This window comes from Haloarcula pellucida (assembly GCF_014647235.1).
Lineage (GTDB): Archaea > Halobacteriota > Halobacteria > Halobacteriales > Haloarculaceae > Haloarcula > Haloarcula pellucida.
On sequence record NZ_BMOU01000001.1, the window covers coordinates 406,103 to 428,692 of the forward strand.

The 22,590-nt window shown below is 68.1% G+C and carries 30 protein-coding genes; 9 read left to right on the plus strand and 21 right to left on the minus strand.

Features of this window, described 5'->3' with window-relative positions; all coding sequences use genetic code 11:
• The first annotated feature begins 78 nt into the window (after positions 1-78).
• A complete protein-coding gene (locus tag IEY28_RS02200) occupies positions 79-1,026 on the plus strand; it encodes an alpha/beta fold hydrolase (protein ID WP_188994136.1) in 948 nt (315 codons plus the stop codon).
• Here the strand turns inward: IEY28_RS02200 and IEY28_RS02205 are convergent.
• The 3 genes from IEY28_RS02205 to IEY28_RS02215 form a co-directional block, all read right to left on the minus strand.
• Entirely contained in the window at positions 1,023-1,409 is a 387-nt protein-coding gene (locus IEY28_RS02205) for a Zn-ribbon domain-containing OB-fold protein (RefSeq protein ID WP_188994139.1), read from the minus strand. The genes IEY28_RS02200 and IEY28_RS02205 overlap by 4 nt on opposite strands.
• Entirely contained in the window at positions 1,406-2,572 is a 1,167-nt protein-coding gene (locus IEY28_RS02210; protein WP_188994141.1) for a thiolase C-terminal domain-containing protein, read from the minus strand. The genes IEY28_RS02205 and IEY28_RS02210 overlap by 4 nt, the downstream gene beginning before the upstream one ends.
• Positions 2,573-2,737: 165 nt before the next feature.
• Positions 2,738-2,935 (minus strand): DUF5800 family protein, encoded by a 198-nt coding sequence (locus IEY28_RS02215; protein ID WP_166969163.1) that lies wholly within the window; start codon positions 2,933-2,935, stop codon positions 2,738-2,740.
• A 144-nt stretch (positions 2,936-3,079) separates the two neighbouring features.
• Here IEY28_RS02215 and IEY28_RS02220 point away from each other — a divergent pair, with 144 nt between their 5' ends.
• Positions 3,080-4,150, plus strand: coding sequence for a polymer-forming cytoskeletal protein (locus IEY28_RS02220; protein WP_188994143.1), 1,071 nt, complete (start codon positions 3,080-3,082; stop codon positions 4,148-4,150).
• A 30-nt stretch (positions 4,151-4,180) separates the two neighbouring features.
• Here the strand turns inward: IEY28_RS02220 and IEY28_RS02225 are convergent, their stop codons facing one another.
• Positions 4,181-4,615, minus strand: coding sequence for a hypothetical protein (locus IEY28_RS02225; protein WP_188994145.1), 435 nt, complete (start codon positions 4,613-4,615; stop codon positions 4,181-4,183).
• Positions 4,616-4,719: 104 nt separating this feature from the next.
• Here IEY28_RS02225 and IEY28_RS02230 point away from each other — a divergent pair, with 104 nt between their 5' ends.
• Positions 4,720-5,898, plus strand: a complete 1,179-nt coding sequence (locus tag IEY28_RS02230; protein WP_188994147.1) for a redox-regulated ATPase YchF — start codon at positions 4,720-4,722, stop codon at positions 5,896-5,898.
• On the opposite strand, the gene IEY28_RS02235 is transcribed toward IEY28_RS02230, so the two are convergent.
• The 9 genes from IEY28_RS02235 to IEY28_RS02275 all read right to left on the minus strand — a co-directional run bounded on the left by IEY28_RS02235 (position 5,895) and on the right by IEY28_RS02275 (position 12,020).
• Positions 5,895-6,749 (minus strand): UbiA family prenyltransferase, encoded by an 855-nt coding sequence (locus IEY28_RS02235; RefSeq protein WP_188994150.1) that lies wholly within the window; start codon positions 6,747-6,749, stop codon positions 5,895-5,897. The genes IEY28_RS02230 and IEY28_RS02235 overlap by 4 nt on opposite strands.
• A gap of 58 nt (positions 6,750-6,807) precedes the next feature.
• Positions 6,808-7,179 (minus strand): hypothetical protein, encoded by a 372-nt coding sequence (locus IEY28_RS02240; protein WP_188994152.1) that lies wholly within the window; start codon positions 7,177-7,179, stop codon positions 6,808-6,810.
• 58 nt (positions 7,180-7,237) lie between these two features.
• Complete coding sequence (locus tag IEY28_RS02245) at positions 7,238-7,534, minus strand: DUF8036 family membrane protein (RefSeq protein WP_166969173.1); 297 nt, start codon at positions 7,532-7,534, stop codon at positions 7,238-7,240.
• Positions 7,535-7,574: 40 nt separating this feature from the next.
• Complete coding sequence (locus IEY28_RS02250; protein ID WP_166972989.1) at positions 7,575-7,853, minus strand: ArsR/SmtB family transcription factor; 279 nt, start codon at positions 7,851-7,853, stop codon at positions 7,575-7,577.
• Between the two features lie 178 nt (positions 7,854-8,031).
• Positions 8,032-9,156: a pyridoxal phosphate-dependent aminotransferase gene (locus IEY28_RS02255; RefSeq protein ID WP_188994154.1), complete on the minus strand. Its 1,125-nt coding sequence runs from the start codon at positions 9,154-9,156 to the stop codon at positions 8,032-8,034.
• Positions 9,157-9,219: 63 nt separating this feature from the next.
• Positions 9,220-9,591, minus strand: a complete 372-nt coding sequence (locus IEY28_RS02260) for a hypothetical protein (protein ID WP_188994156.1) — start codon at positions 9,589-9,591, stop codon at positions 9,220-9,222.
• Between the two features lie 221 nt (positions 9,592-9,812).
• Positions 9,813-10,976 carry a thiolase family protein gene (locus tag IEY28_RS02265; RefSeq protein ID WP_188994158.1) on the minus strand — a complete coding sequence of 388 codons (1,164 nt, stop codon included), beginning with the start codon at positions 10,974-10,976 and terminating at the stop codon, positions 9,813-9,815.
• A gap of 60 nt (positions 10,977-11,036) precedes the next feature.
• A complete protein-coding gene (locus IEY28_RS02270) occupies positions 11,037-11,216 on the minus strand; it encodes a hypothetical protein (protein WP_188994160.1) in 180 nt (59 codons plus the stop codon).
• Positions 11,217-11,249: 33 nt separating this feature from the next.
• Positions 11,250-12,020 (minus strand): DUF7839 domain-containing protein, encoded by a 771-nt coding sequence (locus IEY28_RS02275; RefSeq protein ID WP_166969181.1) that lies wholly within the window; start codon positions 12,018-12,020, stop codon positions 11,250-11,252.
• Between the two features lie 83 nt (positions 12,021-12,103).
• On the opposite strand from IEY28_RS02275, the gene IEY28_RS02280 reads away from it, so the two are divergent.
• The gene (locus IEY28_RS02280; RefSeq protein WP_188994162.1) at positions 12,104-12,784 is read left to right on the plus strand and encodes a metallophosphoesterase; all 681 of its coding nucleotides are present in this window, start codon (positions 12,104-12,106) and stop codon (positions 12,782-12,784) included.
• A 102-nt stretch (positions 12,785-12,886) separates the two neighbouring features.
• A complete protein-coding gene (locus IEY28_RS02285) occupies positions 12,887-13,042 on the plus strand; it encodes a hypothetical protein (protein WP_188994164.1) in 156 nt (51 codons plus the stop codon).
• Between the two features lie 29 nt (positions 13,043-13,071).
• On the opposite strand, the gene IEY28_RS02290 is transcribed toward IEY28_RS02285, so the two are convergent.
• Positions 13,072-14,331 carry an NAD(P)/FAD-dependent oxidoreductase gene (locus IEY28_RS02290; protein WP_188994167.1) on the minus strand — a complete coding sequence of 420 codons (1,260 nt, stop codon included), beginning with the start codon at positions 14,329-14,331 and terminating at the stop codon, positions 13,072-13,074.
• A gap of 82 nt (positions 14,332-14,413) precedes the next feature.
• Here IEY28_RS02290 and IEY28_RS02295 point away from each other — a divergent pair, with 82 nt between their 5' ends.
• The 3 genes from IEY28_RS02295 to IEY28_RS02305 all read left to right on the plus strand — a co-directional run bounded on the left by IEY28_RS02295 (position 14,414) and on the right by IEY28_RS02305 (position 16,883).
• Entirely contained in the window at positions 14,414-15,541 is a 1,128-nt protein-coding gene (locus IEY28_RS02295; RefSeq protein ID WP_188994169.1) for a threonine synthase, read from the plus strand.
• 41 nt (positions 15,542-15,582) lie between these two features.
• Positions 15,583-16,041, plus strand: coding sequence for a DUF6653 family protein (locus IEY28_RS02300; protein WP_188994171.1), 459 nt, complete (start codon positions 15,583-15,585; stop codon positions 16,039-16,041).
• Positions 16,042-16,109: 68 nt separating this feature from the next.
• Complete coding sequence (locus IEY28_RS02305) at positions 16,110-16,883, plus strand: hypothetical protein (protein ID WP_188994173.1); 774 nt, start codon at positions 16,110-16,112, stop codon at positions 16,881-16,883.
• Here IEY28_RS02305 and IEY28_RS02310 read toward each other — a convergent pair whose 3' ends face one another.
• Genes IEY28_RS02310 through IEY28_RS02335 form a run of 6 tightly spaced genes read right to left on the minus strand, consistent with a single transcriptional unit; the run spans position 16,884 to position 19,729 of the window.
• Positions 16,884-17,483, minus strand: a complete 600-nt coding sequence (locus tag IEY28_RS02310) for a J domain-containing protein (RefSeq protein WP_188994175.1) — start codon at positions 17,481-17,483, stop codon at positions 16,884-16,886.
• A gap of 40 nt (positions 17,484-17,523) precedes the next feature.
• Positions 17,524-18,282, minus strand: coding sequence for a proteasome assembly chaperone family protein (locus IEY28_RS02315; protein ID WP_188994177.1), 759 nt, complete (start codon positions 18,280-18,282; stop codon positions 17,524-17,526).
• Between the two features lie 5 nt (positions 18,283-18,287).
• The gene (locus IEY28_RS02320) at positions 18,288-18,470 is read right to left on the minus strand and encodes an RNA-protein complex protein Nop10 (RefSeq protein WP_166969199.1); all 183 of its coding nucleotides are present in this window, start codon (positions 18,468-18,470) and stop codon (positions 18,288-18,290) included.
• A gap of 2 nt (positions 18,471-18,472) precedes the next feature.
• Positions 18,473-19,273 (minus strand): translation initiation factor IF-2 subunit alpha, encoded by an 801-nt coding sequence (locus IEY28_RS02325; RefSeq protein WP_166969201.1) that lies wholly within the window; start codon positions 19,271-19,273, stop codon positions 18,473-18,475.
• A gap of 1 nt (position 19,274) precedes the next feature.
• Positions 19,275-19,448, minus strand: a complete 174-nt coding sequence (locus IEY28_RS02330; protein ID WP_166969203.1) for a 30S ribosomal protein S27e — start codon at positions 19,446-19,448, stop codon at positions 19,275-19,277.
• 2 nt (positions 19,449-19,450) lie between these two features.
• A complete protein-coding gene (locus IEY28_RS02335; protein ID WP_166969205.1) occupies positions 19,451-19,729 on the minus strand; it encodes a 50S ribosomal protein L44e in 279 nt (92 codons plus the stop codon).
• A 144-nt stretch (positions 19,730-19,873) separates the two neighbouring features.
• Between IEY28_RS02335 and IEY28_RS02340 the strand changes: the two genes are divergently transcribed.
• Positions 19,874-20,146, plus strand: coding sequence for an HAH_0734 family protein (locus IEY28_RS02340; RefSeq protein WP_188994179.1), 273 nt, complete (start codon positions 19,874-19,876; stop codon positions 20,144-20,146).
• Between the two features lie 17 nt (positions 20,147-20,163).
• Here IEY28_RS02340 and IEY28_RS02345 read toward each other — a convergent pair whose 3' ends face one another.
• Positions 20,164-22,482, minus strand: coding sequence for a DUF2298 domain-containing protein (locus IEY28_RS02345; protein WP_188994181.1), 2,319 nt, complete (start codon positions 22,480-22,482; stop codon positions 20,164-20,166).
• Positions 22,483-22,590: the final 108 nt, after the last annotated feature.

The window sequence follows — 22,590 nt, forward strand, 5'->3', positions numbered from 1 at the left end:
TAACATCCCATCCACCGTCCGGGCCGTTTCGACCCCTCCCCACCACGTATAAACAGGGTCCGGCCCGTATACCGGGGTATGAAGCTCCGAAAGGCACTGGGTGTCGCCGTCGGTGCGGTCGGGACGACGGCACTCCTCAATCGCGTCCTCCAGTCGCGTGCCGACGAGTTCGAACCGCTGTTGCCGGGCGACCAGCGGACCTACCGCTGGCGTGGCTTCGACGTCGCCTACACGGAGGCCGGGGATCCGGACGACCCCGATCTGGTCCTCCTGCACGGCATCAACGCGGCGGCTTCCAGCCACGAGTTCCACGCTATCTTCGAGCGGTTGTCCGAGGAGTACCACGTCCTCGCGCCGGACCTGCCGGGGTACGGCCACTCGGATCGGCCGCCGCTGCTGTACTCGGCGTCGCTCCTGACCACGTTCGTCCGTGACTTCCTCGAAGCCGAGACCGACGACGCCACCGTCGTCGCCTCCTCGCTTTCGGGCTCGTATGCCGCTATCGCCGCCCGCGACGTCGACGTGGCCGAACTCGTCCTCGTCTGCCCGACGGACTCCTCGATGGGCAACCGGAACGTCTGGGTCCGGTCGCTGCTCCGGTCGCCGGTCATCGGACAGGCGCTGTTCAACCTCGTCGTCTCGAAGGCCTCCATCCGCCACTTCCACGACGACCACGGCTACTACGACATGGCCAACCTCACCGACGAAGTCGTCGACTACGAGTGGCAGAGCGGCCACCAGCAGGGCGCGCGGTTCGCCCCGGCGTCGTTCCTCTCCGGCTTTTTGGACCCGGAGGAGGACCTCGGCGACGTGCTGGCGGACCTCGACGTCCCGATAACGCTGGTCTGGGGCGAGGACGCCGACATTTCACCGCTCGACGACGGGCGCGATCTGGCCGAACGGGCCGACGCGACGCTGGTCGTCTTCGGCGACTCGCTGTTGCTCCCGCACGTCGAACACCCCGCCGAGTTCGTCGACGTGGTCCGGGGTCGGACGGCGGAGATTCGCATCGAGAACGAGGGTTAACGCGGCCGGAAGACGACGGCCCGGTCGCCGGTCGTCTCCCGTTCGCCGACTTCGATGCCGACGACCGCTCCCATCTCGACGTCTTCGGGGTCGACCCCGCGGACCAGTCCCGTCACCGACACCGGACCGAAGTCGGCGATAGCGGTGACGTAGGGGGCGTCGTCCTCGAACTGCGGCGTGGCGACGGTGATGGTCGTGTGGGTCACGATGTCGCCGCTGTCGGGCAGCGGTTCGTCGCGCAGTTCTCTGGACCCACACTCGGGACAGACGCGACGGGGTGGCAGCCAGCCGTGGCCGTTCGCACACTCGACGTAGTACCCGCCGTCCGCTTCGATGGCGTCTAGCCACTCGTCGTACTGGCCGTCGGGGGCGGGTTCGGTCACGCTTTCACCTCCAGTACGTGGACCGTGGTAGACGCGACGGTGCCGCCGGCGTTGTGTGCGACGCCGACGGTGCCGTCGGGGACGGCGTCCGCCCGCGGGTGCGTCCCGTCTAAGACCCACGCGACGGTCGCCAACTGGGCGACGCCGGTCGCACCGACCGGGTGGCCCTTCGCCTTCAAACCGCCCGAGAGGTTCACCGGCATCTCGCCGTGGCGGTCCGTCTCGCCGTTCGTCGCCGCGTGGATACCCTCGCCGCGTTCGTAGAGGCCCAGCGACTCGATGGCCAGCACCTCGGCGATGGTGAAGCAGTCGTGGACCTCGGCGACGTCGACGTCCTCTGGGCCGATGCCAGCGTCCCCGTACGCCTCCTCGGCGGCCTTGTCAGCGGCGGGCGTCTGTGCGAGGTGTGGCCGGTCCTGTAACGCGAGGTTGTCGCCGCCCTGTCCGGTGCCGGTGATGGCGACGGGGGCATCGATGTCGTGGTCGGCGGCGTACTCGGCCGTGGTCAACACGGCCGCTGCGGCCCCGTCCGTGATGGGGCAGGAGTCGTACAGACCGAGCGGACTGGCGATGGTCGGTGCCTCGATGGCGTCCTCGACGGTGATCTCCTTCTGTATCTGGGCGTGCTCGTTGACCAGCGCGTGCTCGTGGTTCTTCACGGCGATGTGGGCCAAATCTTCCCGAGAGCCGCCGTACTGGTCGAAGTACGACCGCGCCATCAGCGCGTACGCCCCGGGGAAGGTCATCCCCGCGCGGACCTCGTAGAGGTCGTCGGCGGCGATGGCGAGGGCGTCGGTCGCCGCGGCGGTGCCGATGTTGGTCATCCGCTCGGCGCCGCCGACGACGACCACCTCGGCCTCGCCGTTGCGGAGGTCCCTGACGGCGGACCGGACCGCGGCACCGGCGGACGCACAGGCGGCCTCGAACCGGGTCGCCGGCGCGTCGACGCCGATAGCCTCGGCCATCAGCGGCCCCTGATGGCCCTGATGCTCGGCGAGTTCGCCCATGAAGTTGCCGTAGTAGAGCGCATCGACGTCGTCCGGGGCGACGCCGGCGGCGTCGAGCGCTTCCAGGCCCGCCTCGGCGAACAGGTCGCGACCCGTGCGTTCGGGGTGTTTCCCGAATTTCGTGACACCGGCCCCTGCGACTCGTGGGTCTGACATTACCACACAGTGGGCCCCGCATTCTTAAATGCCTGCCGACTGTGTGGGGTTTTGCCACGATTTCGCCCGCCCGAGAACGCAAGACTGCGACACTTATGTCAGATTTCAGTTTGGTTCCCACGAGAGATATATGACCTTCGTGGGTATCGCACTATGGCGTGCGGGTCAGTCGACGATCTCGGCGATTCGCTGTGGCTCTCCGGAGAGCGACGGGTCGGGTTCGACGATCTGGAGCACTTCGTGGTCGGTGACGTCGGGGTAGGACTTATCGATGGCGTCCTCGATGAGTTCTTTCTCCAACCGGAACTCGGTGCCGTCGTAGACGACGTCGACGCCTTGCTCGTCGAACGAGAGAACAGTCATGACGGTAGATACGGCCGTTCAGAATAAAAGTGTAGTCTCTCGCGGGGTGCTCGCCAATCAATCACACACGACCGTCAGACGACAGTCAGACGCGCGTCGTGCGCGCCCTCAGGCTTTAAGACCGTCGAAAACGCGTTAGGTGGTGTGCCAATCGGCTCTGACCCGCTCTCCGAACTCGCGATTCCCGACGGGACCACCGTCGAGGAACACGACCTCGTCACCGACGGCGACGTCATCATCGGTGGGCAGAGTACGGTCGAGTTCGGCGTCCGCGGCCGGTCGGTCATCGCCGACGAGCGAGTCCGTTTCGGCGGCCACATCGAGGCCGAGGGCGACTGCCGCCTCGACATGTGGTGTGACGTCGAGGACAACGTCCTCGTCGGCGAGGACGCCTACATCGGCGAACGCGTCCACATCGGCGGCGAGTTGCGCGTCGCCGGCGACTTAGACATCGGCGACGACGTCGACATCGAGAACGGGTTCGAGGCCAACGGCTGGATAGTCATCCGCAACCCGATGCCGACCATCGTCTTCCTGTTCGTCTACCTCTCGCAACTCCTGCGCATCGGCGAGGACGAGGCCGCACAGAGCCTCGTCGACGAGATGCTCGGCGACGACGCGGACGACCACGACCCGATACTCGTCCCGCGTGGCGCGAGCGTCTCCGACGACGCGTGGCGCGTCTCCACACCGGCGACCATCGGCGACGACTGCCGCCTCCACGGCAACATCCGCGCCGAATCCATGGAAGTGGGCCGCGACAACGTCGTCTTCGGCAGTCTCCGCGCCCGGGAGGACGTGGTGGTCGGGAAGGGAACCGAAATCAAAGGCGACGTGACGACCCGCAACGGCGACGTCCGGGTCGGTCCCGGCACGAAGGTCTGGGGCGACATCTCCGCGAAGACCGTCGAACTCCACGAGAACGCCACCGTCGACGGGAAGATTCGCGCCCGCGACGGGACGCGGATGCACACCGACGAAGTGCTCGACCGGCCCGACGAGTCCGCCGCCGCGATGGCCGAGATGGCCGAGGAACTCGAACGTGACGGCGCGGACGAGGACGGCGAGACGGCGGACGCGGCGGACGCGGTGGACGCGGCCGACGGAGACGAGTCAGCGCCCTCGGAGCAGATGGAGACAGACGATGACGACGAGAAGGCGGTCGACGGAGCGGACGCCGACGACCACGAGGACGCGGCCGAGGCCACCGACTGAACGGAGACGCCTTTTGGACGGTCGACCGACTCACTCCGGAGTGGCGCCGCCGCGGAGAAGCGAGCGCCCGGCCCCGACGAGGACGGCGGCCGTCAGCACCGCGCCGACCACGACGACCCAGACGCCCGAGAAGAAGACCCCGCCGGAGGAGAGGTTCAGGTCCGCGACGGCGTAGACGCCGGCGAGGAGGGTCAGTGCGGCGAGAACGACGATAGCGGCGTCGCCGACGCCGAAGGGACCGGCCCGGAAGCGCCGGCCACGGTTCACGAGCACCGCGACCGCAAGCGCGGTCGGTGACAGTGCGACCGTCGGGAGCGTCAACGGACCGACGTAGAGCCACGTGGGATACGCGGCGACCGGAATGACGAACTCGGCGACGTAGACGAGGGCGGTGACGACCGCGAGGGCGGGAACCAGTCCGCGTAGCGGGCGGCGCGGCCCGGAGCGGTGGACGTCCGTGCGCATACTTACCGTGCTCTCGCCGGGGGCATAACGGTCGGGGAGGGTACGACTCACCTTTGACCGACGGAACCGAAACCCCCTTTCCGCCTTCTCTGGTAGGGGGTAGCATGCTCTCTATCGCACTCGCTGGCAAACCCAACGCCGGGAAGTCTACCTTCTACAAAGCGGCGACGATGGCCGACGTGGACGTCGGGAACTACCCGTTCACGACCATCGACGCCAACCGCGGCGTGAGCCACGTCCGGACCGAGTGTCCCTGTCTCGACCGCGAGGAGCGCTGTGGCGACGACGACTGCCGGGACGGCAAACGCTACGTCCCGGTCGAACTCATCGACGTCGCCGGCCTCGTCCCCGGCGCCCACGAGGGCCGGGGCCTCGGCAACCAGTTCCTCGACGAACTCACGAACGCCGACGTCATTCTGAACGTCGTCGACGCCTCCGGCGGCACGAACGAGGAGGGCGAACCCGTCGAAGTGGGCGAACACGACCCGGTCGAGGACGTCGACTTCGTCGAGACGGAGATGGACCTCTGGCTGGCCAGCATCGTCGACCGCAACTGGGAGTCCGTCGAGCGCCAGTCGCGCTCGCCCGACTTCGACCTCGACGAGGCCCTCCTGGACTTGCTCGCCGGCGTCGGCGCGAGCGAACTCGACGTGGCCCGCACGCTGCGTGAACTCGACTATCCCGAGGACCCCATCGCGTGGACCGACGACCACCGGGAGGCGCTGGCCAGAGAGATACGCCAGCGGACGAAACCCATCGTGGTCGTCGCCAACAAGGCCGACGTCGCGCCCGAGGACAACGTCGAACGCCTGCGGAAGGCCGCAGAGCTAGTCGTTCCGGCGACGGCCGACGGCGAACTCGCACTCAGGAAGGCCGCGGAGGCGGGCGTCGTCGACTACGACCCCGGGGATTCGGACTTCGAGATTCTGGGCGACGTGAGCGACCAGCAGCGACAGGGGTTAAACCGTATCCGCGAGGTCATGGCCGAGTACGGCGGCACCGGCGTCCAGCAGGCGATGGACGCCGCCGTCTACGACCTGCTCGATCACATCACGGCCTACCCGGTCCAGAACGACACGAAGTGGACCGACGGACAGGGGAACGTCCTCCCCGACGCACACCTGCTCCCCCGCGGGTCGACGCCGAAGGACCTCGCTTACGCCGTCCACTCGGACATCGGCGACGGCTACACCCACGCCGTCGACGCCAGGGAGAACCGCCGCATCAGCGACGAGACGGAACTCGAAGAAGGGGCGGTCGTCAAGATAATCAGCGAGAACTAAGCGAGCGGCCGGAACCACACCGCGGCCACGAGCACTGCCAGAAAGAGGTACGACCCCCGAATCAGCAGTTTCGTCGCCAGTTCCGACTCCGCGCGGTGGGCGACGGCGGCGACCACCCCGAACGCGGCGGCCGCACCGGCCGCACTCGGTGGGACCCCGGGCAGCGTGAACGCGAGGGCGACGACGCCGAGCATCGCCGCCACGAGCAGGGTGCGGGCCAGTTGCCGCGCTCGCTGCGGTCCTACCACCACGGCGACGGTCCGCTTCTCGATGGAGCGGTCGTAGTCGTAGTCCTGCTCGTCGTCGATTATCTTGATGCCGGTGAGCAACACGAGAAAGACAGCTGCGAGCCCCAGCACCCGCGGACTGAGCGCCGAGGCCTGCGCGTAGTAGCCCCCGAGCAGCGCCAGCGCGATACCGGTCGGATACCCCATCGTCGCCCCCACGGGGTTGAGGTCCAGTTGCGGTGCGTGCGTGTAGCCGATGACCCACGTCGGGAGCGTCAGGAGGGCCGTGCCCGGACCGACGACCAGCCACAGGCCGACCGTGCAGGTCAGAAAGCCGAGTCCGGCAGCGACGAGTGCGCCGCGACACCCGCCGACCGTAAGCGGGTGGTCGTCGTCCTCGCCGCGGACGTGGAAGTCGACGTAGCCGTCCTTGACGTGAGCGGTGTAGACGGCGAAGAACATCGCCGCGGCGTGGAGCGCGGCGACGGCGATGGTGACTTCGCCCGCGAGTAACGCGCCGAACAGCGACGTCGCCAGCGGCGGGAGCATGAACACCGGGTGAATCTGCGAGGCGAGGGCTCTGCCCGCCGCGACGGGTCCGGACTCGTGTCGGGCGACTGCCATACCGCGATACAGGGACCGGCGTGTCAAAAAGTCTCGTGCGCTCCCGTCGCGAGGTGCGTTACTGCCAGTTGTCGCGGTCCAGCACGAACGAGGCGATGTGGGAGGCGAGTTCTCGACCCGCGTCTTCGCTTGCGGTGTGGAGTTCACCGGAGACCGGCCCGGCCTCGCCGCCGACGCCCTCCGCCTCGGAGATGGGGTCGGTACCCGTGGGATACGGACGACGGGAGCGAACCCGGTCGCGCAACCGCTGGAGCGTGGCCGGCGATAGTTGCTGGTCGAGGTGCTGGAGGTCGTAGCGGACGATGTAGCCACGCGTCGCCTCTCGGACGGCGACGACGGGGTGCCCGCGGTTCGCACAGCGTTCCCAGAGTGCCTGTTGCTCGTCGCGCGTCGCGTAGACGGGGACGTTCGACGGTGCGAGGTGGTCCATCGGAAAACTGTACGTGTCCGACCCGTATCGACCCTTCGGCTACTGCGATAGACGACGGCTACCGTAACGTCGTGTAACTCAGGCCGGCGATGGCGACGAACTGGAGCGCTCGCAACACGAGGACGGCCTGCTGGACGTGGGGGTCGCCGGCGTAGAAGCTCTGCATCGAGAAGAAAAAGTACAGGGCGACGGCGTTCTCGACGAGCATCGCGAGGGCAAAGGCCACCAGCCCCGCGACCAGTCCGGTCCGGAAGGTAGCGTAGTTGCGCACCCAGACGCCGAGCAGGGGTATCAGCAGGAGGACGTTGATACCCGCGAGCACCGCCGCGGCGGTGATGAGCGTCCCCATCGCCATCAGTCTCTCGCCCCCGGGTGCCGTCCGTCTGTGCTGTCGCTCATCTGTCCATCTGCTCCACGATGTCCTCGAAGGTGTCCCGGTACTGGTCGAACCGGTCCGTGAGGAAGTACAGTTTGGCGTAGTCCTCGTCGCCGGACTCGACGACGTCGTGCTCTTCGAGTTGCTCCATGTGGTGGCGTATCGTCTTATAGCCCACGTCGAGTTCGTCGGCGAGTTCGTTGGCGTTCATCGGTCGCTCCGTGAGGGCGTCGATGATGCGCGCCCTGTTGGCACCGCCGCGCGTCGCCGTCAGCAGGTACCAGAGCGCTTTCTCCATCCCTCTCGTGTCCTGACTGTTCGTGCCTGTCTCAAAGGTCTGTCTCTCGGCGGCCCGCCCGTCGACGCCCCGCCGGTCGCTGTCGTGTGCGTGGACCACGGCAAGTTCGGGCGGAGGGACGCTAGCCACGGCCAAAACCGTTCTTACAACTCTCTTCCGAGACTGTCCCAAATTCGGACTACTCGCGAATCGCGGCCGTCGCCTCCGCCATGATGTCGATGGCCTCTTTCAGCGTCTCCATGTCCGTCGCATAGGAGATGCGGGCGTAGCCGTCACCGTTCTCGCCGAAAGCGTCGCCCGGAACGACGACGACGCCGCGGTCGATGACTTCCTCGACCCAGCCCTCGGGTACCTTCGGCATCGCGTAGAACGCGCCCTTCGGCGTGGGACACTCCAGCCCCATCTCTTCGAACCCCTCTAGCAGGACGTCGCGGCGGGCCTCGAAAGCCTCGCGCATCTCGACCACGGGGTCCTGTGGGCCGGTGAGTGCCGCTTCGGCGGCGTACTGGGCCGGCGCGGAGGCACAGGCCTGTGCGTACTGGTGGACCCGGAGCATCCGCTCGATGCGCTCGTTCGACCCGGTGACCCAGCCGAGGCGCCACCCGGTCATCGAGTAGGCCTTCGAGCAGGCGTTGACGACGACGACGTTGCCCGTCTCGTCGAACTCCGCCGGGGAGCGGTGTTCACCCTCGAACACCTGGTGTTCGTACACCTCGTCGGAGATGCAGAGCACGTCGTGCTCGCTCGCGATGCGGGCGAACTCGCGCATGTCCTCGGGCGACTGGACGGCGCCGGTCGGGTTGGCCGGCGAGTTGACGACGAACGCCGCGGTGTCCTCGGTGATGGCGTCCTCGACCGTCGCGGGGTCCATCGTCAGGTCCTCGCGCAGACCCACCGGTTTGGGCGTCCCACCCGCGAGGTGGGTCAGCGCGTCGTAGGAGACGAACCCGGGGTCGGGGAAGACGACTTCGTCGCCCGCGTCGACGTGGGCCTCCAAGGCGATGTGCAGGGCCTCGCTCCCGCCGGAAGTGGCGATGACGTCCTCCGGGTCGACGGCTAAGTCGTTGTCCCGGTCGTGTTTCTCGGCGATGGCCTCGCGGAGTTCGAGTGTCCCCTTGTTCGACGTGTAGGCGTCGACCTTGCCCGAGCGGATGGCGTCGACGGCGGCCTCGCGAGCGTGGTCCGGCGTCGGGAAGTCCGGTTGCCCGAGGCCGAGGTTGATGGCGTCCTCGCCGGCGGCCTCGAACACCTCGCGGATTCCGGAGATGGATACCTGTTCGACGCGGCTGGAGAATTCGGTCATGTTCGTTCCCTTCGGCCGGTGGCCGATAATTCTTCCCGATTCGCCGAGCCGCTGTCCCGATCATCAGCAGACCGTCACGTCGTCGCCGCTTACGCGGTGCGCATCCGTGGGCGTGACCCGATAGACGGCCTCCGACGCCGTGTCGGCGAACACTCGGTCGTCGCCGGTACCGACGGTGTAGGCGTACGGGAGCGTCACGCGGACGTAGACGCCGTCGGAACTGACTCGCGTGATGCGGGCGTCCCGTGACGGTCCCGCCCCCTCGTTGGTCCCCCAGTCGGAGAGGCAGTCGGCGGATTCGAGGTGTCCCTCGACGTACGCCGTCTCGGCCGCCAGCGCACGTCGCTCGGCTACCGTCGCCGAGACGACGCCTGCGGCGAGGACGAGTCCCACCAGCGCGAGTCCGTAGAGGAGCGTCCGTCGGGTCGATGGCATCCGTGTCCGAGCGATAGTCTGGTCGGGGTGAAGTCTTTGGGGAGGCTTCGACGGCGGTTTGAGCGATTCGCCGGTCGCCGGGCGGTCCTACCGAACCAACGACATCGCGATAGCGCCCCCGCCGCCGACTTCCTCGCGTCGCCGCCGGGCGATGCTACCGAACCAACGACATCGCGATAGCGCCCCCGCCGCCGACTTCCTCGCGTCGCCGCCGGGCGGTCCTACCGAACCAACGACATCGCGATAGCGCCCCCGCCGCCGACGCTCATCCCAACCACGCCTCTGTCGTGGTCCTCCCGTTCCATCGCGTAGGCGAGCGTCGTCGTGAGGATGCCGCCGCTGGCGCCGATGGGGTGGCCCAGCGCCACCGCGCCGCCCAGCGGATTGTGCGTCTCCGGGGGTATCCCGAGTTCGTCGGCGACGTACACCATCTGGGCGGCGAACGCCTCGTTGAGTTCGAAGTGGTCCACGTCGTCGACCGAGAGGTCGTTCCGGTCGAGCAGCTTCGAGACGGCGTCACAGACCGCCAGCGAGAACTCCCCGGGGTCGCGGTAGGCGACGGCGTAGTCCTCGACGTGGGCCATCGGGCCGAGGCCGGCGTCGTCGACCGTCTCGGCGTCGGCCAAGAGGACCGCTCCCGCGCCGTCCGAGAGTTTCGAGGCGTTGCCCGCAGTGATGGTCCCATCCTCGCCGAACGCTGGGGGCAGTCTGTCGAGGTCGTCCATCGTCGTCTCTGGCCGCGGCCCCTCGTCCTCAGTGACGAGGTGGTCCCCGACTTCGACCGGGACCATCTCCTTCTCGAAGTGGCCCTCGGCGATAGCCTCGCCGGCGCGGTGGTTGCTCCGCCGGGCGTACTCGTCCTGTCGCTCGCGGGTGACGTCGAAGCGCTCGGCGATGCGGTCGGTGAGCGTCCCCATGTGCGCGTCGTAGTTCGCGTCCCACAGGGCGTCGTGAATCATCGCGTCGACCAGCGTGGTGTCGCCGTATCGGCGGCCGCCGCGCATCTCGCGGACGAGATAGGGCGCGTTCGACATCGACTCCATCCCGCCGGCGAGACAGGCCGACGCCCGGCCGGCGTCGATGCGGTCGACGGCGTTCGCGATGGCTCGGAGTCCGGACCCGGAGGCCTCGTTTGTCGTCGTCGCCGGGCACCGATCGGGTAGCGGCGAGTCGACGACGACCTGTCTGGCCGGCACCTGCCCGACGCCGGCCTGTACGGCGTTGCCCAGACACACCCAGTCGACGAGGCCGTCGTCGACGCCGGTACGGTCAAGGACGCCCTCGACGGCCGCTCGTCCGAGGTCCGTCGCCGACTTCTCGGAGAGGGCGCCGAGGAGACTGCCGTGTGCTGTGCGCGCGCCGTCGACCACGACCACGTCGGTCATACTCCGACATGATGCCGAGACTACAATACTGTTGGCCCCGGTGGCGAACCCACCGGCCGGTCACTCGCCGTCGTCACTGGTCGCGTCGCGTAGCGACTCTATCGCCGTCTCCAGACGGCGGAGGATGGCGTCGGCGTCGGTGTACCCCTTGTCGTACTCCTCGTAGGCCGCGTCGGCCTCGCCGAGGAACGTCTGGACCGCGTCCGTCACGTCGTCGGAACTGTCGTCGTCGTTGCTCATACCGGACCAGACGACTCTCGGCGGGAAAAGGGTTCACTGTGTGACGTCGTAGCCGACGCTCGCGTCCCGCAGGGCGTCGGTGACACGCCCGACCGTGTCCTGTGTCGCGACGACGACGGCGTCCATCCCGCGAGAGGCGGCGTCGGCGGCCACCTCGCCCGCCGCGAAGTACGTCGTCGGTTCGACGCCGGCCTCGCGGAGGGCGGCGACGGCCTCGACGCCCGCCGCCGTGACGATAGACACGTTCTCGCAGGCCGAGGCGATGTCGGCCGTGTCCGTGGCGGCACCCGACCGGACCGGCGGGACCTGCAACACGCTGACGTGGCCGGGTTCGAGGTCGATGACGCCCTCGAATCCGGTGACGCCGACGACCGACCCGGCCTCGGCGCTCGTCGTCGTCACGCCCGTCGCCCCGCCGTCGTCACCGGGCGCGGCGTGGAGCAGGCCTTCTGAGAGCGATAGCGAGACGGTCTGGCCTTCCGCCAAGTCGGCCTCGGCTATCGCGGCGTCCTCCTGAACGCTCCCGAGGACGTCGTCGGTGACGTGGTCGACGAACCGCCGCATGTCGGTGGCCGACTGGAACACCCAGTCGACGCCCTCCTTCGTGACCCGATAGCGCGAGCGCCCCTCCTTCTCGACGAGGCCCTCGTCGACGAGGTCGCGGATGTACTCGCTGACCGCCTGACTCGTCACTCCGACGGCCTCAGCTATCTCGCCTTGACTGACCGCGGGTTGGCGCTCCGCTATCTCCACGAGGATGCGAAAGCGCGTCGCGGCCCGTTTGTTCTCGAGGACGTCGACCATAGTGGTCCGTAGATGGCACGGCTAAAAATACCTCTGTCCTGCGGACGCCAGCGATATGTGCGCGTAGCCCCGATGCCGACCCAATGGACGGACGATACGACGACCGAGCGCTGGTCGTCGACGACACACTCGTCGTCGCCGACCTCCACGTGGGCCGAGGCACCGGGGGGAATCTGGAGTTTCCGGTCGGGTCTGGAACCGACGTCGTCGAGCGATTCCGCTCGCTGGTCGAGCGACACGACCCCGAGACGGCCGTCGTCGCCGGGGACTTGCTCCACTCCTTCCGGACGGTCCCACGAACCGTCGAGGACACCGTGGCGGGCCTGAAGGCCGCGTGCCGCGACGGTGGTGCTCGCCTCGTCGTCACGCCGGGGAACCACGACACGATGTTGGACTCGGTGTGGGACGGGCCGGTTGAGCGAGAGTACCGAATCGGCGACACCGTCGTCCTGCACGGCCACGAGGCCCCCGAGAGCGACGCCGACCGCTACGTCGTCGGCCACGACCACCCGACCATCGTCATCGAGGGTCAGCGCCGCCCGTGCTATCTGGTCGGGACGGGGCAGTACGAGGGCAGCGACGTGGTGATGCTCCCCTCGTTCAACCGCCTCAACGCTGGCGTCGTCGTCAACGAGCTGTCGGCCGCCGATTTCCAGTCGCCGCTTCTCACCGACGTCGACCGACTGGAACCGATCGTCTGGGACGAGAGCGCCCGCCAGACCCGGTCGTTCCCGCCGCTGGGGGAGTTCCGACGGATGCTGTGACGAGGCGTCGGCCGGCGGGAGACGCCCTCGAACGGCGCGGTGACGCGCGGAATCGGAGCGTATAACGGTAGGTATTTGGGCTACCGCGGTGGACGCACGGATATGGTTCAGACTGGTGCCGCGCTCGCGCTTATCGCGATAACGCTGCTCTGCTTGCTGTTGCTGTACTTCGCGACGATAAAGTACGTCTCGGCGGTCCTCCTCGAAGACGAGGGGGGTCACGAGGGAAACACGAGTAGCGGCGGACCCGCAGCGTAGGCCCGCCGCGACGGTTCTGACAGACCGCGTTAGAACAGTAGCTCCGCCGCGATTTTCCCGCTCTCCAACGCGCCCTGTATCGAGGACCAGCGGGTGTAGTCGCCGGCCAGCACGACGTCCCCGTCGGGGGCGTCCGGGGCGGGCAGGTCCGCCCGAAACCCCGGTGGCTGGGCGAACTGCGCGAGGGGGACGTGGTCGGTCCGGCGGTGTTCGAGCGCGTCGAATCCAGCCGCGGGGTACCACGACGCCAGCGTTTCTCGAACGTCCGCCGCCAGCGCCGCGTCGTCGCCGTCCGGGACGCCGAGGAACGTCGCGCTGTATAGTTCCATCCCCTCGGGGGCGTACTCGGGGGCGACGGCCGACATCGGCGCGACAGTATTCGGGCGGTCGTCGGCCGCGTTGAGGACGATGCGCTTGCCCATGTCGGGGGCCTTACTCGTCGGGAGCGAGAAGTACTGGGTGACACAGCCGAGCGTGTCCGTCGGGATGGCGTCGACCCGGGTCAACTCCGTGGCCGTCGCCGGGTCCGTCGCGACGACGGCCCCGTCCGCCGTCACCGTCTCGCCGCCCACCTCGACGGCCACTTCGTCGTCGGTGCCCTCGACGGCTTGCACCTCGCGGCTCGTCTCGATGGTCGCCCCCGCCGAGACGGCGCGGTCGGCCAGCTGCTCGGGCATGGCCTGCATCCCCGCCGCGGGGACGACTATCTCGCCCTCGCTGAGCATCTTGTAGGTGTACTCGAAGACGGCGCTGTCGGTGCCCAGCGAGCGGTCGAGCGTGATGCCGCCGTAGAACGGCGCCGCGAATCGCTCGACGAAGCGCTTCGAGAACCCCTTCTCGGCGAGGTACTCGGCGATGGTCTGCCCGCCACCGGGGCCGTCGAGGATGGTCTCGGGGTCCCGCTCCGCCAGTTCCCGCTGGAGCCTAAAGAGTCGGAGTTTGTCGGCCGTCCGGACGTCCGTGTTGAACAGCGTCTGCGGCGCGGCCGTCGGGTTCCGAAGCGGGTCCGACAGCACCGACCGGTGGTTCGGCCGGGCGATGGTCGCGCCCGGGGTGAAGGGTCGCGGCGAGAGTGCTTCGACGTCGAGTTCGCGCCGGACCGCGGGATAGGCGGAGAACAGCACCTGGAACCCCCGGTCGAACGTGTAGCCGTCCTCGCGGGCGGTCCGGACCCGCCCACCCACGCCGTCGCTCGCTTCGAACACCGTCACGTCCAGTCCCGACTCGGCGAGGTGACGGGCCGCGACCAGTCCCGCGAGGCCCCCGCCGACGACGACCACGTCTGTCATGGGCCGTCGTTCGGACTCGTGGCTCATGAGGATGCTGGAGTGGACCGGACGACACTTGTAGATGCCGTCCGCACGGCCGGGTATGCAGACGACAGCGGCGTTCCGTGGCCTCTCCTGTACCGCGTGTGACGAGTCGGCCGACCCCGACGAAGCGCGCTGTCCCGACTGCGGCGGCGTCCTCGCCCCGGAGTACGACGCCGACGAGGTGGCGAGTGCCGACGACGCCCGACCGTTCCCGACGGACGCGGCCGTCAGCATCGACGAGGGGGCGACGCCGCTCGTCGCGGTGCCGACGCTGGCCGCCGAACTCGGCGTCGCCAGCGCCGCGGTCAAGGACGAGGGTCGCAACCCGACCGGGTCGCTCGCCGACCGGAAACTCGCGCTGGCCGTCTCCGCGGCCGTCCAGCAGGGGGCCGAGCGAGTCGCCACCCCTTCGCCGGGGAACGGCGCACAGGCCGCCGCGGCGTACGCCGCCCGCGCCGCCGTCGACTCGAAGGGGTTCGTCCCGTCGCGCTGTCCGTTCCTCAACAAGGCGATGGTGAACGTCCACGGCGGCGACATGTACGTCGTCGAGGGCCGGTACCCCGACGCAGTCGCAGCATTCGAGGACAGCGACGAGACGTTCACGTCCGTCGCGCCCGGCCACCCCTTCCGCGTCGCCGGCGGGATGGCACTGGCGCTGGAACTCCTCGCGGACCGCGCGTGGACCGCGCCCGACGCCGTCGTCCATCCGACCGGCCACGGCGAGACGGTCGTCGGCCTCGAACGCGGTTTCGCGCTCGCCGCGGCGGCCGGTCTCGTCGACGCGGTCCCCCGACTCTACGCGGCCCAGCCGGAGTCGTCGGCGCCCATCGCCGACGCGGTGCGCGACGGTGTCGCCGACCCGACGCCGGTCGACCATCCGGACACCATCGTCGGACCACTGGAGATCCCCGACCCGGCCGCCGGGGCCGCCGCCGTCGAGGCCCTGCAGGCGACCGACGGCGGGGCGGTCGCAGTACCCGACGAGGACGTGTTGCAGGGTGCCGTCGACGGGTGCGAGATGGGCCCCGAGGTGGGGGCGACCGGCGGGACGGCCGTCGCCGGCGTCCGAGTGCTCGCCGACCGCGACGCCTTCGCGCCGGACGAGGACGTGGTCCTCGTCAACCCGGTCGCCGGGAGCAAGGAGGCCGACCTCTTGCGCTCACACCTGATGAGTCAGGGTCTCTGAACCGTCGGTAGGGATTTGGTGGGGCCAGCCGACCGTTCGGTATGGCCCCGTCCTCGCTCCCTACCGACGACTCCGCTCTCGACCGCTACTTCTGGGCGCGCCACGCCAACCCCAAGAGCGGGTGGTCCCGCGTCCCGACGCTACCGCTCTTGATTGCCTGTCTCTACCGGCGGGACTGGCGCGGCCTCGCGCTGACGCTCGCGTTCGTCGCCGTCAACCCCTTCCTGTTCGCGCCGCCCGAGGACGACAGCGCGTGGATGACGAAGGGGGTGTACGGGGAGCGACTCTGGACGAAGGGGGACCACGACGCGACTAGCTACCCGACCGTCCTGAACTATCTCACCGGCGTGGCGGCGCTGTACGCGCTCTACGCGGCCGTCCGTCGTCGCCCCGCGGAGACGGCGCTCGCGACGGCGCTGTCGATGGCGCTCAAACTCTGGTTCGTCGCCGAGATGGTCCACCTGTACGAGGCCGAACGAGACGCCAGCGCCGGTGGGTGACTGCCCCGGAGCGCCCGAACGGTTTTGTGAACCGCGGGGGAACTGACGTGACACTGAATTGAATAAACATGTCCCGTCGCACCCTCCTGCCGTTGCTGATTGTCTGCCTCGTACTCACCGCTGGCTGTTCGTTCTTCGGCCCGAACCCGGACAGCTATTCGAGCAGCTACGACCTCAGCGTCGGCGTCGATGCCGACGAGACGCTCCGGAACGTCACCATCCGCGTGCCGTTGCCACAGGTCGACGGCAACGCCACGTTCGAGGCGACCGATGTCGCACCGAACGGGACGTTCGATGCGCGCGTCGTCGAAACCGAGTACGGTCCCATGCTGGAACTCACCACCGACGAGTTCACCGTCGAGACGCGGTACTACCGCTACGTCGAAGCGGACGGCGTCGGCCGGCAAGAGGAGATATCCGAGGCCGAGTACGACCCGGAGAACCCGAACCACGCGAAGCGGACGCGCCGCACCGCCTCGACGTCGGCGCTTCGGGACGCCACCTACCCCATCGAGACGCGAACGCCCGTCGGCACTTCACCGACGTTCTACGGCGACGGGGTCACCCGGTCGCTCACCGACTGTTCGCTCCCTTACCGCGACGAGACGGCCTGTTTCACCTACGACGCGCCGGTGTTTCTCTCCTACGACGCGCCAGCGACCGCTCGCGTCGACGCGAGCGTCATGGTCGTGGGCTCCAACGAGTGGTTCTCCGGTGGCTGGACGGGCAACAGCTACGCCGACCGCGTCCACGCAAACGCCACCGGGCCACAGGACAGGTGGGTCTCCGCGTCGGGCCACACCGAGACGGGTCGGGGGAACTACCCGTCCCCGGAGCGCTGACTACGAGGCGTGCTGTTTCGCCATCGTGTAGGCCTCGCGGACTCGCTTGAACTCCTCCTCGTCGCCGCCGTGGTCCGGGTGGACCTCCTTCACGCGGTCGCGGTAGGCCGACTTCACCTCCGAGAGCGTCGCCGTCTGCCGGAGTCCGAGTTCGGCGAACGCCTGCAGCGTGGGGTCGGCCGACTGCTCGGGGTCCGGACCGAGCGACACCTCCGGCGTCTCGAAGGGGAGGCGCGCCCCCAGATGGACGCCCGGCATCTCGTGTTCGACGAGGACCGGCCGCGTCGGCGACCGATCGATGCGGTAGTACGCCCGGGCGTCGAACGTGATGGCCACGTCTCGCTTCGGGAGGTAGAAGGCGACGTGCTGGCCCTCGACGAAGTGGTTCTCGGCGAACTGCTCGTCGATGGCCTGCAGGTACTCCCGTAACTCCGCGCGCCGGCGCTCCTCGCCGCCGTCGCGGACCTGCCGTGCCTGCTGGTCGGCGGGGAAGAGTCTGTCTGCGACGACGAACAACCCGGCGACCAGTACGCTCCCGCCGGCACCGAGTAGTACGCCGAGGACCAACCACTCCGGTACCGTACTCGGATCTGCCTGCACGCGACTCCGTTGGCGCCGCCGAAATAAGAAATTCTCGCTGTTACCCGATGTACCGCAGATCCTCGTCGGCCGGCGACGGCGCGTTCTGTTGTTCCATCTCCTGAATCTTCCGGACGACTTCTTCCATCTCGTCGGCACGCTCCTCTAGGGACTCGTAGTCCACGTCGAAGCCGACGACGTCCTGTAAGATTTCGAGGACGGCCTGTGCGCTCTTGGGGTCGACCAGATAGCCGGACGTCTCGCCCATGAGACAGGCCGCCGTGATGTCACGTCGGCCACCGAGGCCCAGCAACAGACCGGAGACGCCGACGATGCCGCCGGCGGGTTCGTCCTCGCGGAAGACGACGCCCGAGTCTTCGAGCGTGTCGGCGAACTCGTCGGTGGTCGTCGCACCCAGCACGTCGTACTCCTCGATGAGTTCGCCGGTGGGGACGCCGCCCAGCGCGAACACTTCACCGACGCCGAAGTCCTCGCCGACGTCGAGGAACGCGTCGGTCAGGCCGTAGTGACCCTCGCTGTCCTGTGCCTGATGGTCGCCCGAGAGGACGAGCATGTCCCGTCCCTCCTCGGGCGTGACGGCGTGGAACTCGGCACACGCCAACTGAGCCGTCCGGTCGTCGATGCTGACCTGCGGCGGGAAGTGCGTCGAGTAGACGCGCCGGACGAGTTCGCTCTCCAGTTCCTCCAGCAGGTGCTCGGCGGCGAGTTTTCCGACGTGCCCGACACCGGGGAGTCCCTCGACGAGGACGGGGTCCTCCAGGTCCGGGTCGGCGAGTACTTCGATGTCGAATTCGTCCATACCGCCTACGTGCGGTTGCGGCGCTTAAGTGAACGTCGATACTCGCCGTGGGGGTCCGTCGGGTCGAACGGCGCCGGAGCGCTGTTGACGGCGTCGGCACCACACTCGGGACAGGAATCGGAGAGGGTGTACACCGGGCCGTCGTGTTCGGCGTCCCACGCCGAACATACCCGGATGTCAGACTTCATCGCTACTCGTCGTCTTCGGTCCGCTCGCGGTGGTACTCGCCGGTCCCACCGTGCTCTTCGACGACGGCCTTCGCGCGGGCGGCGCTCTCTTCGAGTTCGCCCTCGGCCGTCTTGTAGTCGGGCGCCTGCACCTGAATGCGGTACTCGGGCGACCCGACGTAGGTGACTTCGAGTTGAATCTCTTCGGGTACCTCGCCGTTCCCTTCGGCCGCTTTCAGCGCCTCCTTGATGACGTCGACGCCGTCGTGGGTCGGGCACTCGAGGTCGACGTAGCCCGTGACGTTGACGTAGGGCACCGAGACGTTGTTCCGGGCCGTCTGGACGATGGCTTCGACTTCGTCCTCGTCGAGGTCGGTCTCGTCGAGGGCGTCGGCGCCGTGGATGGCGGCGGCCTCGAACCCGTCGTACAGCGAGCCGAATTCGGCCAACAGCGCGTTCGCGATAGCGCCGTAGGTCTCGTCGTCCAGGTCCTCGCCGAAGGCCAGTTCCATCCAGTTGTCGGCCTTCTGCTCGTTTTTCCACTCCTGAATCTTCTCTTTGCGCTGGTGGTCGTTGACGTCCTTGATCGAGAGGTCTATCTGCTGGGACTCCTCGTCGACGTCTAACACCTTGGCGACGACCGTCTGACCCTCGTTGACGTGGTCGCGGACGTTCTTGATCCATCCGCTGGCGACCTCGGAGATGTGACAGAGGCCACGCTTGCCCTCGTACTCTTCGAGGTCGACGAACACGCCGAAGTCCTCGATCTCGTCGACCTTGCCGACGACGAGTTCGCTCGGTTCGGGCCAGCCGCTGTATTTCATCCTATCGGGCCTCGACGACGTCGGTCACTTCGCCTTCGATGGCGGCTTTCCCACCGGTGGGACGGGCGAGGGTGTGGCCACAGACGGCACACGAGACCTCGCTCGACGCCTTCTCGAAGAGGGTCTGTTCGTTCTCGCAGTCCGGACAGGCGACGGTGACGAAGCTTCCAGCCATGATTACTCCTGGAACTCCAGTCGGCCGGCGCGCCATCCCTCGCGGAGGTGGGCCTTGCCACACTCGCCACAGCGGTACTTGAGGTCCGTCTTCTTGGTGGGCTTGTCCCCACCCGGGACCTTCGAGAACTTCCCGTCGTTCCCGATACCGGAGTTGCGCTTGCGCTGGCGGTCGATCCACTTCATTCCGGTCTCGCGGCCGGAACGGACCTTCTCGACCTCGTGTTCGTTGTGCTCGTTACAGTGCGGACAGTACGTATTGAAGCGTCGCGGCATCTCCATAGATATCGACCTTACGGAGCGATTTGGTGTGGCCGCTTAAAACCCGTTTGGTTCGGAGTCGCGTCGCCGTCCCCGCATCGTGTGGTGACCGTTCTCTCGCTCGCCTTCGAAGTCACTAAGTACGCCGTTTTCGAAGCCACTGGTATGAAGAAGCTCATCATCCACGGGGATCCCGGCCTCCGGAAGGGCGGCCGCATCGAGTACGACGGCGACGAGTACGAGGTGTTCGCCGTCGCTCGACAGGGTGACTGGCACGGGCCGGACCGGCCGCAGCTCTGGTGTACTATCGGGCAGGAAGACGAAGAAGAGACGTTCAAACGACAGGACTACATCCCGAACCACCTCGACACCGACGACGTCGAGGCCGAAGCCGTGACCGTCCTCCGCGAACGCGGGGCATCGAACGCCGAAGCCTAGACTCGGACGGCCGATTCTCAGAGCTGTTTCTGGTGGACGCGGTAGACCACCACGCCGTCGGTCCGTTTTACCGCCGTCACGCCCGAGACGTGGTCGACCGTTATCTCGCCGTAGCGGGCGCGCTCTGCCGGCCCGACGTAGACGTACCGAACGTCGTACTGCCGGAGGAGCGCTATCTGGTCGCTGGCGCTCCCGGTGTATATCGTCCGGACGTCCTCGACGCGCGTCTGATACACCGTGTCGTTGCGGTACTGGGCCTCGTGGTACCAGCCAGCGACCGTCGGCAGGCCGGTCAGACTCGCCGGGGCGCTGGAGCCTTTCCCCTCGTCGGGGTTCCACCGGTAGCCGGCGGGCGCGGCGGTGACGATGGTCGGTCGCCCCTCGACGGTCCGGTCCAGCCACCGGATGGCCTCGGCCTCTCGCGGATGCTCGCGGTCGAGGTAGGCGGTTCCGTTCAGCGTCGGCTCACCGGCCGCGTCGACGTGGTTCGAGAGCGCGAACGCGCCGTACACCGACGTCGAGAGGACGAGCAGGGCGACGAACGCGCGAACGCCGGTCGTCGTCGCCGCTCGGCGCGTCTCCCCGTCGGGCCGCCAGCGGGTGAGGAGCCACGCCAATACGGGGCCGACGGCGGCCGCCCAGAGCACCCACACCTGCATGTACGTCTTGAACACGGTGTTCATCCGGCCGATGTTCTCCTTCACGAAGACGAACTCCACGAGCAAGACGAGGCCGGCACCGGCCAGAATCAGGACGACTTCGAAGTCGACGGTGCGGTCGCCGCCGTCGGTGAGCGCGGGCACCGACTCCAGCGACCGACTCAGCGACGGCGACCGGGCGAATAGCCACGCGCCGGCGACGAGCGGGACGAGTAGCCCGACCGCGGCGAGGTCGACCGTCGCGCCGAGGAAGACGACGCCCACCGTCGCCGCGCCGACTGCCCGCGCCCGGTCCGTGCCGAGCGCCCGCCCGGCCTGCGCGTAGAGGTAGAGTCCGAACGGGAGGAGGAAGATGCCGTGGACCGAGAGCAGTTCCAAGAGCGACGAGCGGTCCGGGAGGACGGCTACCTCGCGGCCGCTCGCCGCGCCCAGCCAGAACGGGAGCGACCACAGCAAGCCGACGAGGACGATGGCGACGGCGACGGCAAGTGCGACGCCGACGCGCACCGCCTCGTGTGTCAGGCCGGTCGTCCGGAGTCGCTGGCTGACGCCGTTTGGCAACAGCGTCGTCGGGTCCGACGGGGCGAGGACGACGGTCAGCATCGCGAGGCCGGCGACCGAGGGGAACGACCACGTGTTCGTCACGGCCATCAGGCCAGCGAGGGCCGGGAGCGCGCCGAACAGGAGTGCCAGTCGGCGGCGCCACTCGACGGCCGGCGTCTGGTAGTAGCTGAAACACAGCGCGGCCGCCAACAGCAGGAAGCCCGTGCTCATCATGTGGGCGTGCATGTCGCCGTTGAGCCACGCGAACAGTGGGAACTCGTCGATGACGAAGGCCGCGCTGGGCTCGTAGGTCACGAAGTCACCGGCGTCGTCGGTGATGACGCGGCTGGCGTCCCAGTAACTGAAACGGTCGGGGCTCGTCGCCAGTCCCTCCACTTCGTATCCGGCGGCACCGGCCACCCACTGCCCGGCGCCGTCCGGCAGAAGCCAGATGAGGAGGCGCATCGGCGTCGAGAGGTTGCTGGCGATACCAACGAAAAAGGCGGCGAGTCCCGCGGCCACCCGTCTCGGGACGCCTCTGTCGGCGGCGATGGCGCCCGCAAGCCCGTAGGTGGCTGTCACCAGCGTCGCGTAGAACCCCGCGAGCGCGAGGTTGTAGGCGTACTGGCCGGCCGTCCCGGTGAGACGCGTGAGGATGGCCGCAAGCAGGTGGCCGCCGTAGTAGTACGCGACCGGTTCGCCGGCGAACCACATGTCTTCGGGCGGGAGCGTGTCGGCCCGCAGCAGCGATTTCAGCAGGCCGTAGTCGAGGAACTTCTCGCCGCCGATGGGGACGATGGCCGGGTCGAGGGCTCTGACGGCGATCAAAACGCAAAACGCGAGGGTGAACACGCCGGCCACCTCCGCGTACGCGCGCCCGTCGACGGTGACGCCCCGGACGGCGGCGACCACCGCGGCGGCGACGAGGACGAGAAGGCCGAGGTAGATGCCGGCGGTCAGCGAGAGGCGGCCGACGAAGTAGGTGACGAGCCACAGTGTCGAAAGCGCCACCGGGATACCGAAGGCGACGCCGCGATTCGCGAATCGCGGGAACAGGGCGGCGGCGACCGTCGCGCCGACGTAACAGAGCAACAGGTAGAGCGCAAGCCAGAGGACGACGAGGCCGTACTCCATCACCCGAGAGAGTGCGACGCGGGCCTATACGTCTTTTGCACCGCCCGCCCCTGTTTTGTACCGTGTCGTGCGTCTTCGAACTGTTTTTACTCACCCACGGAGGAAGCT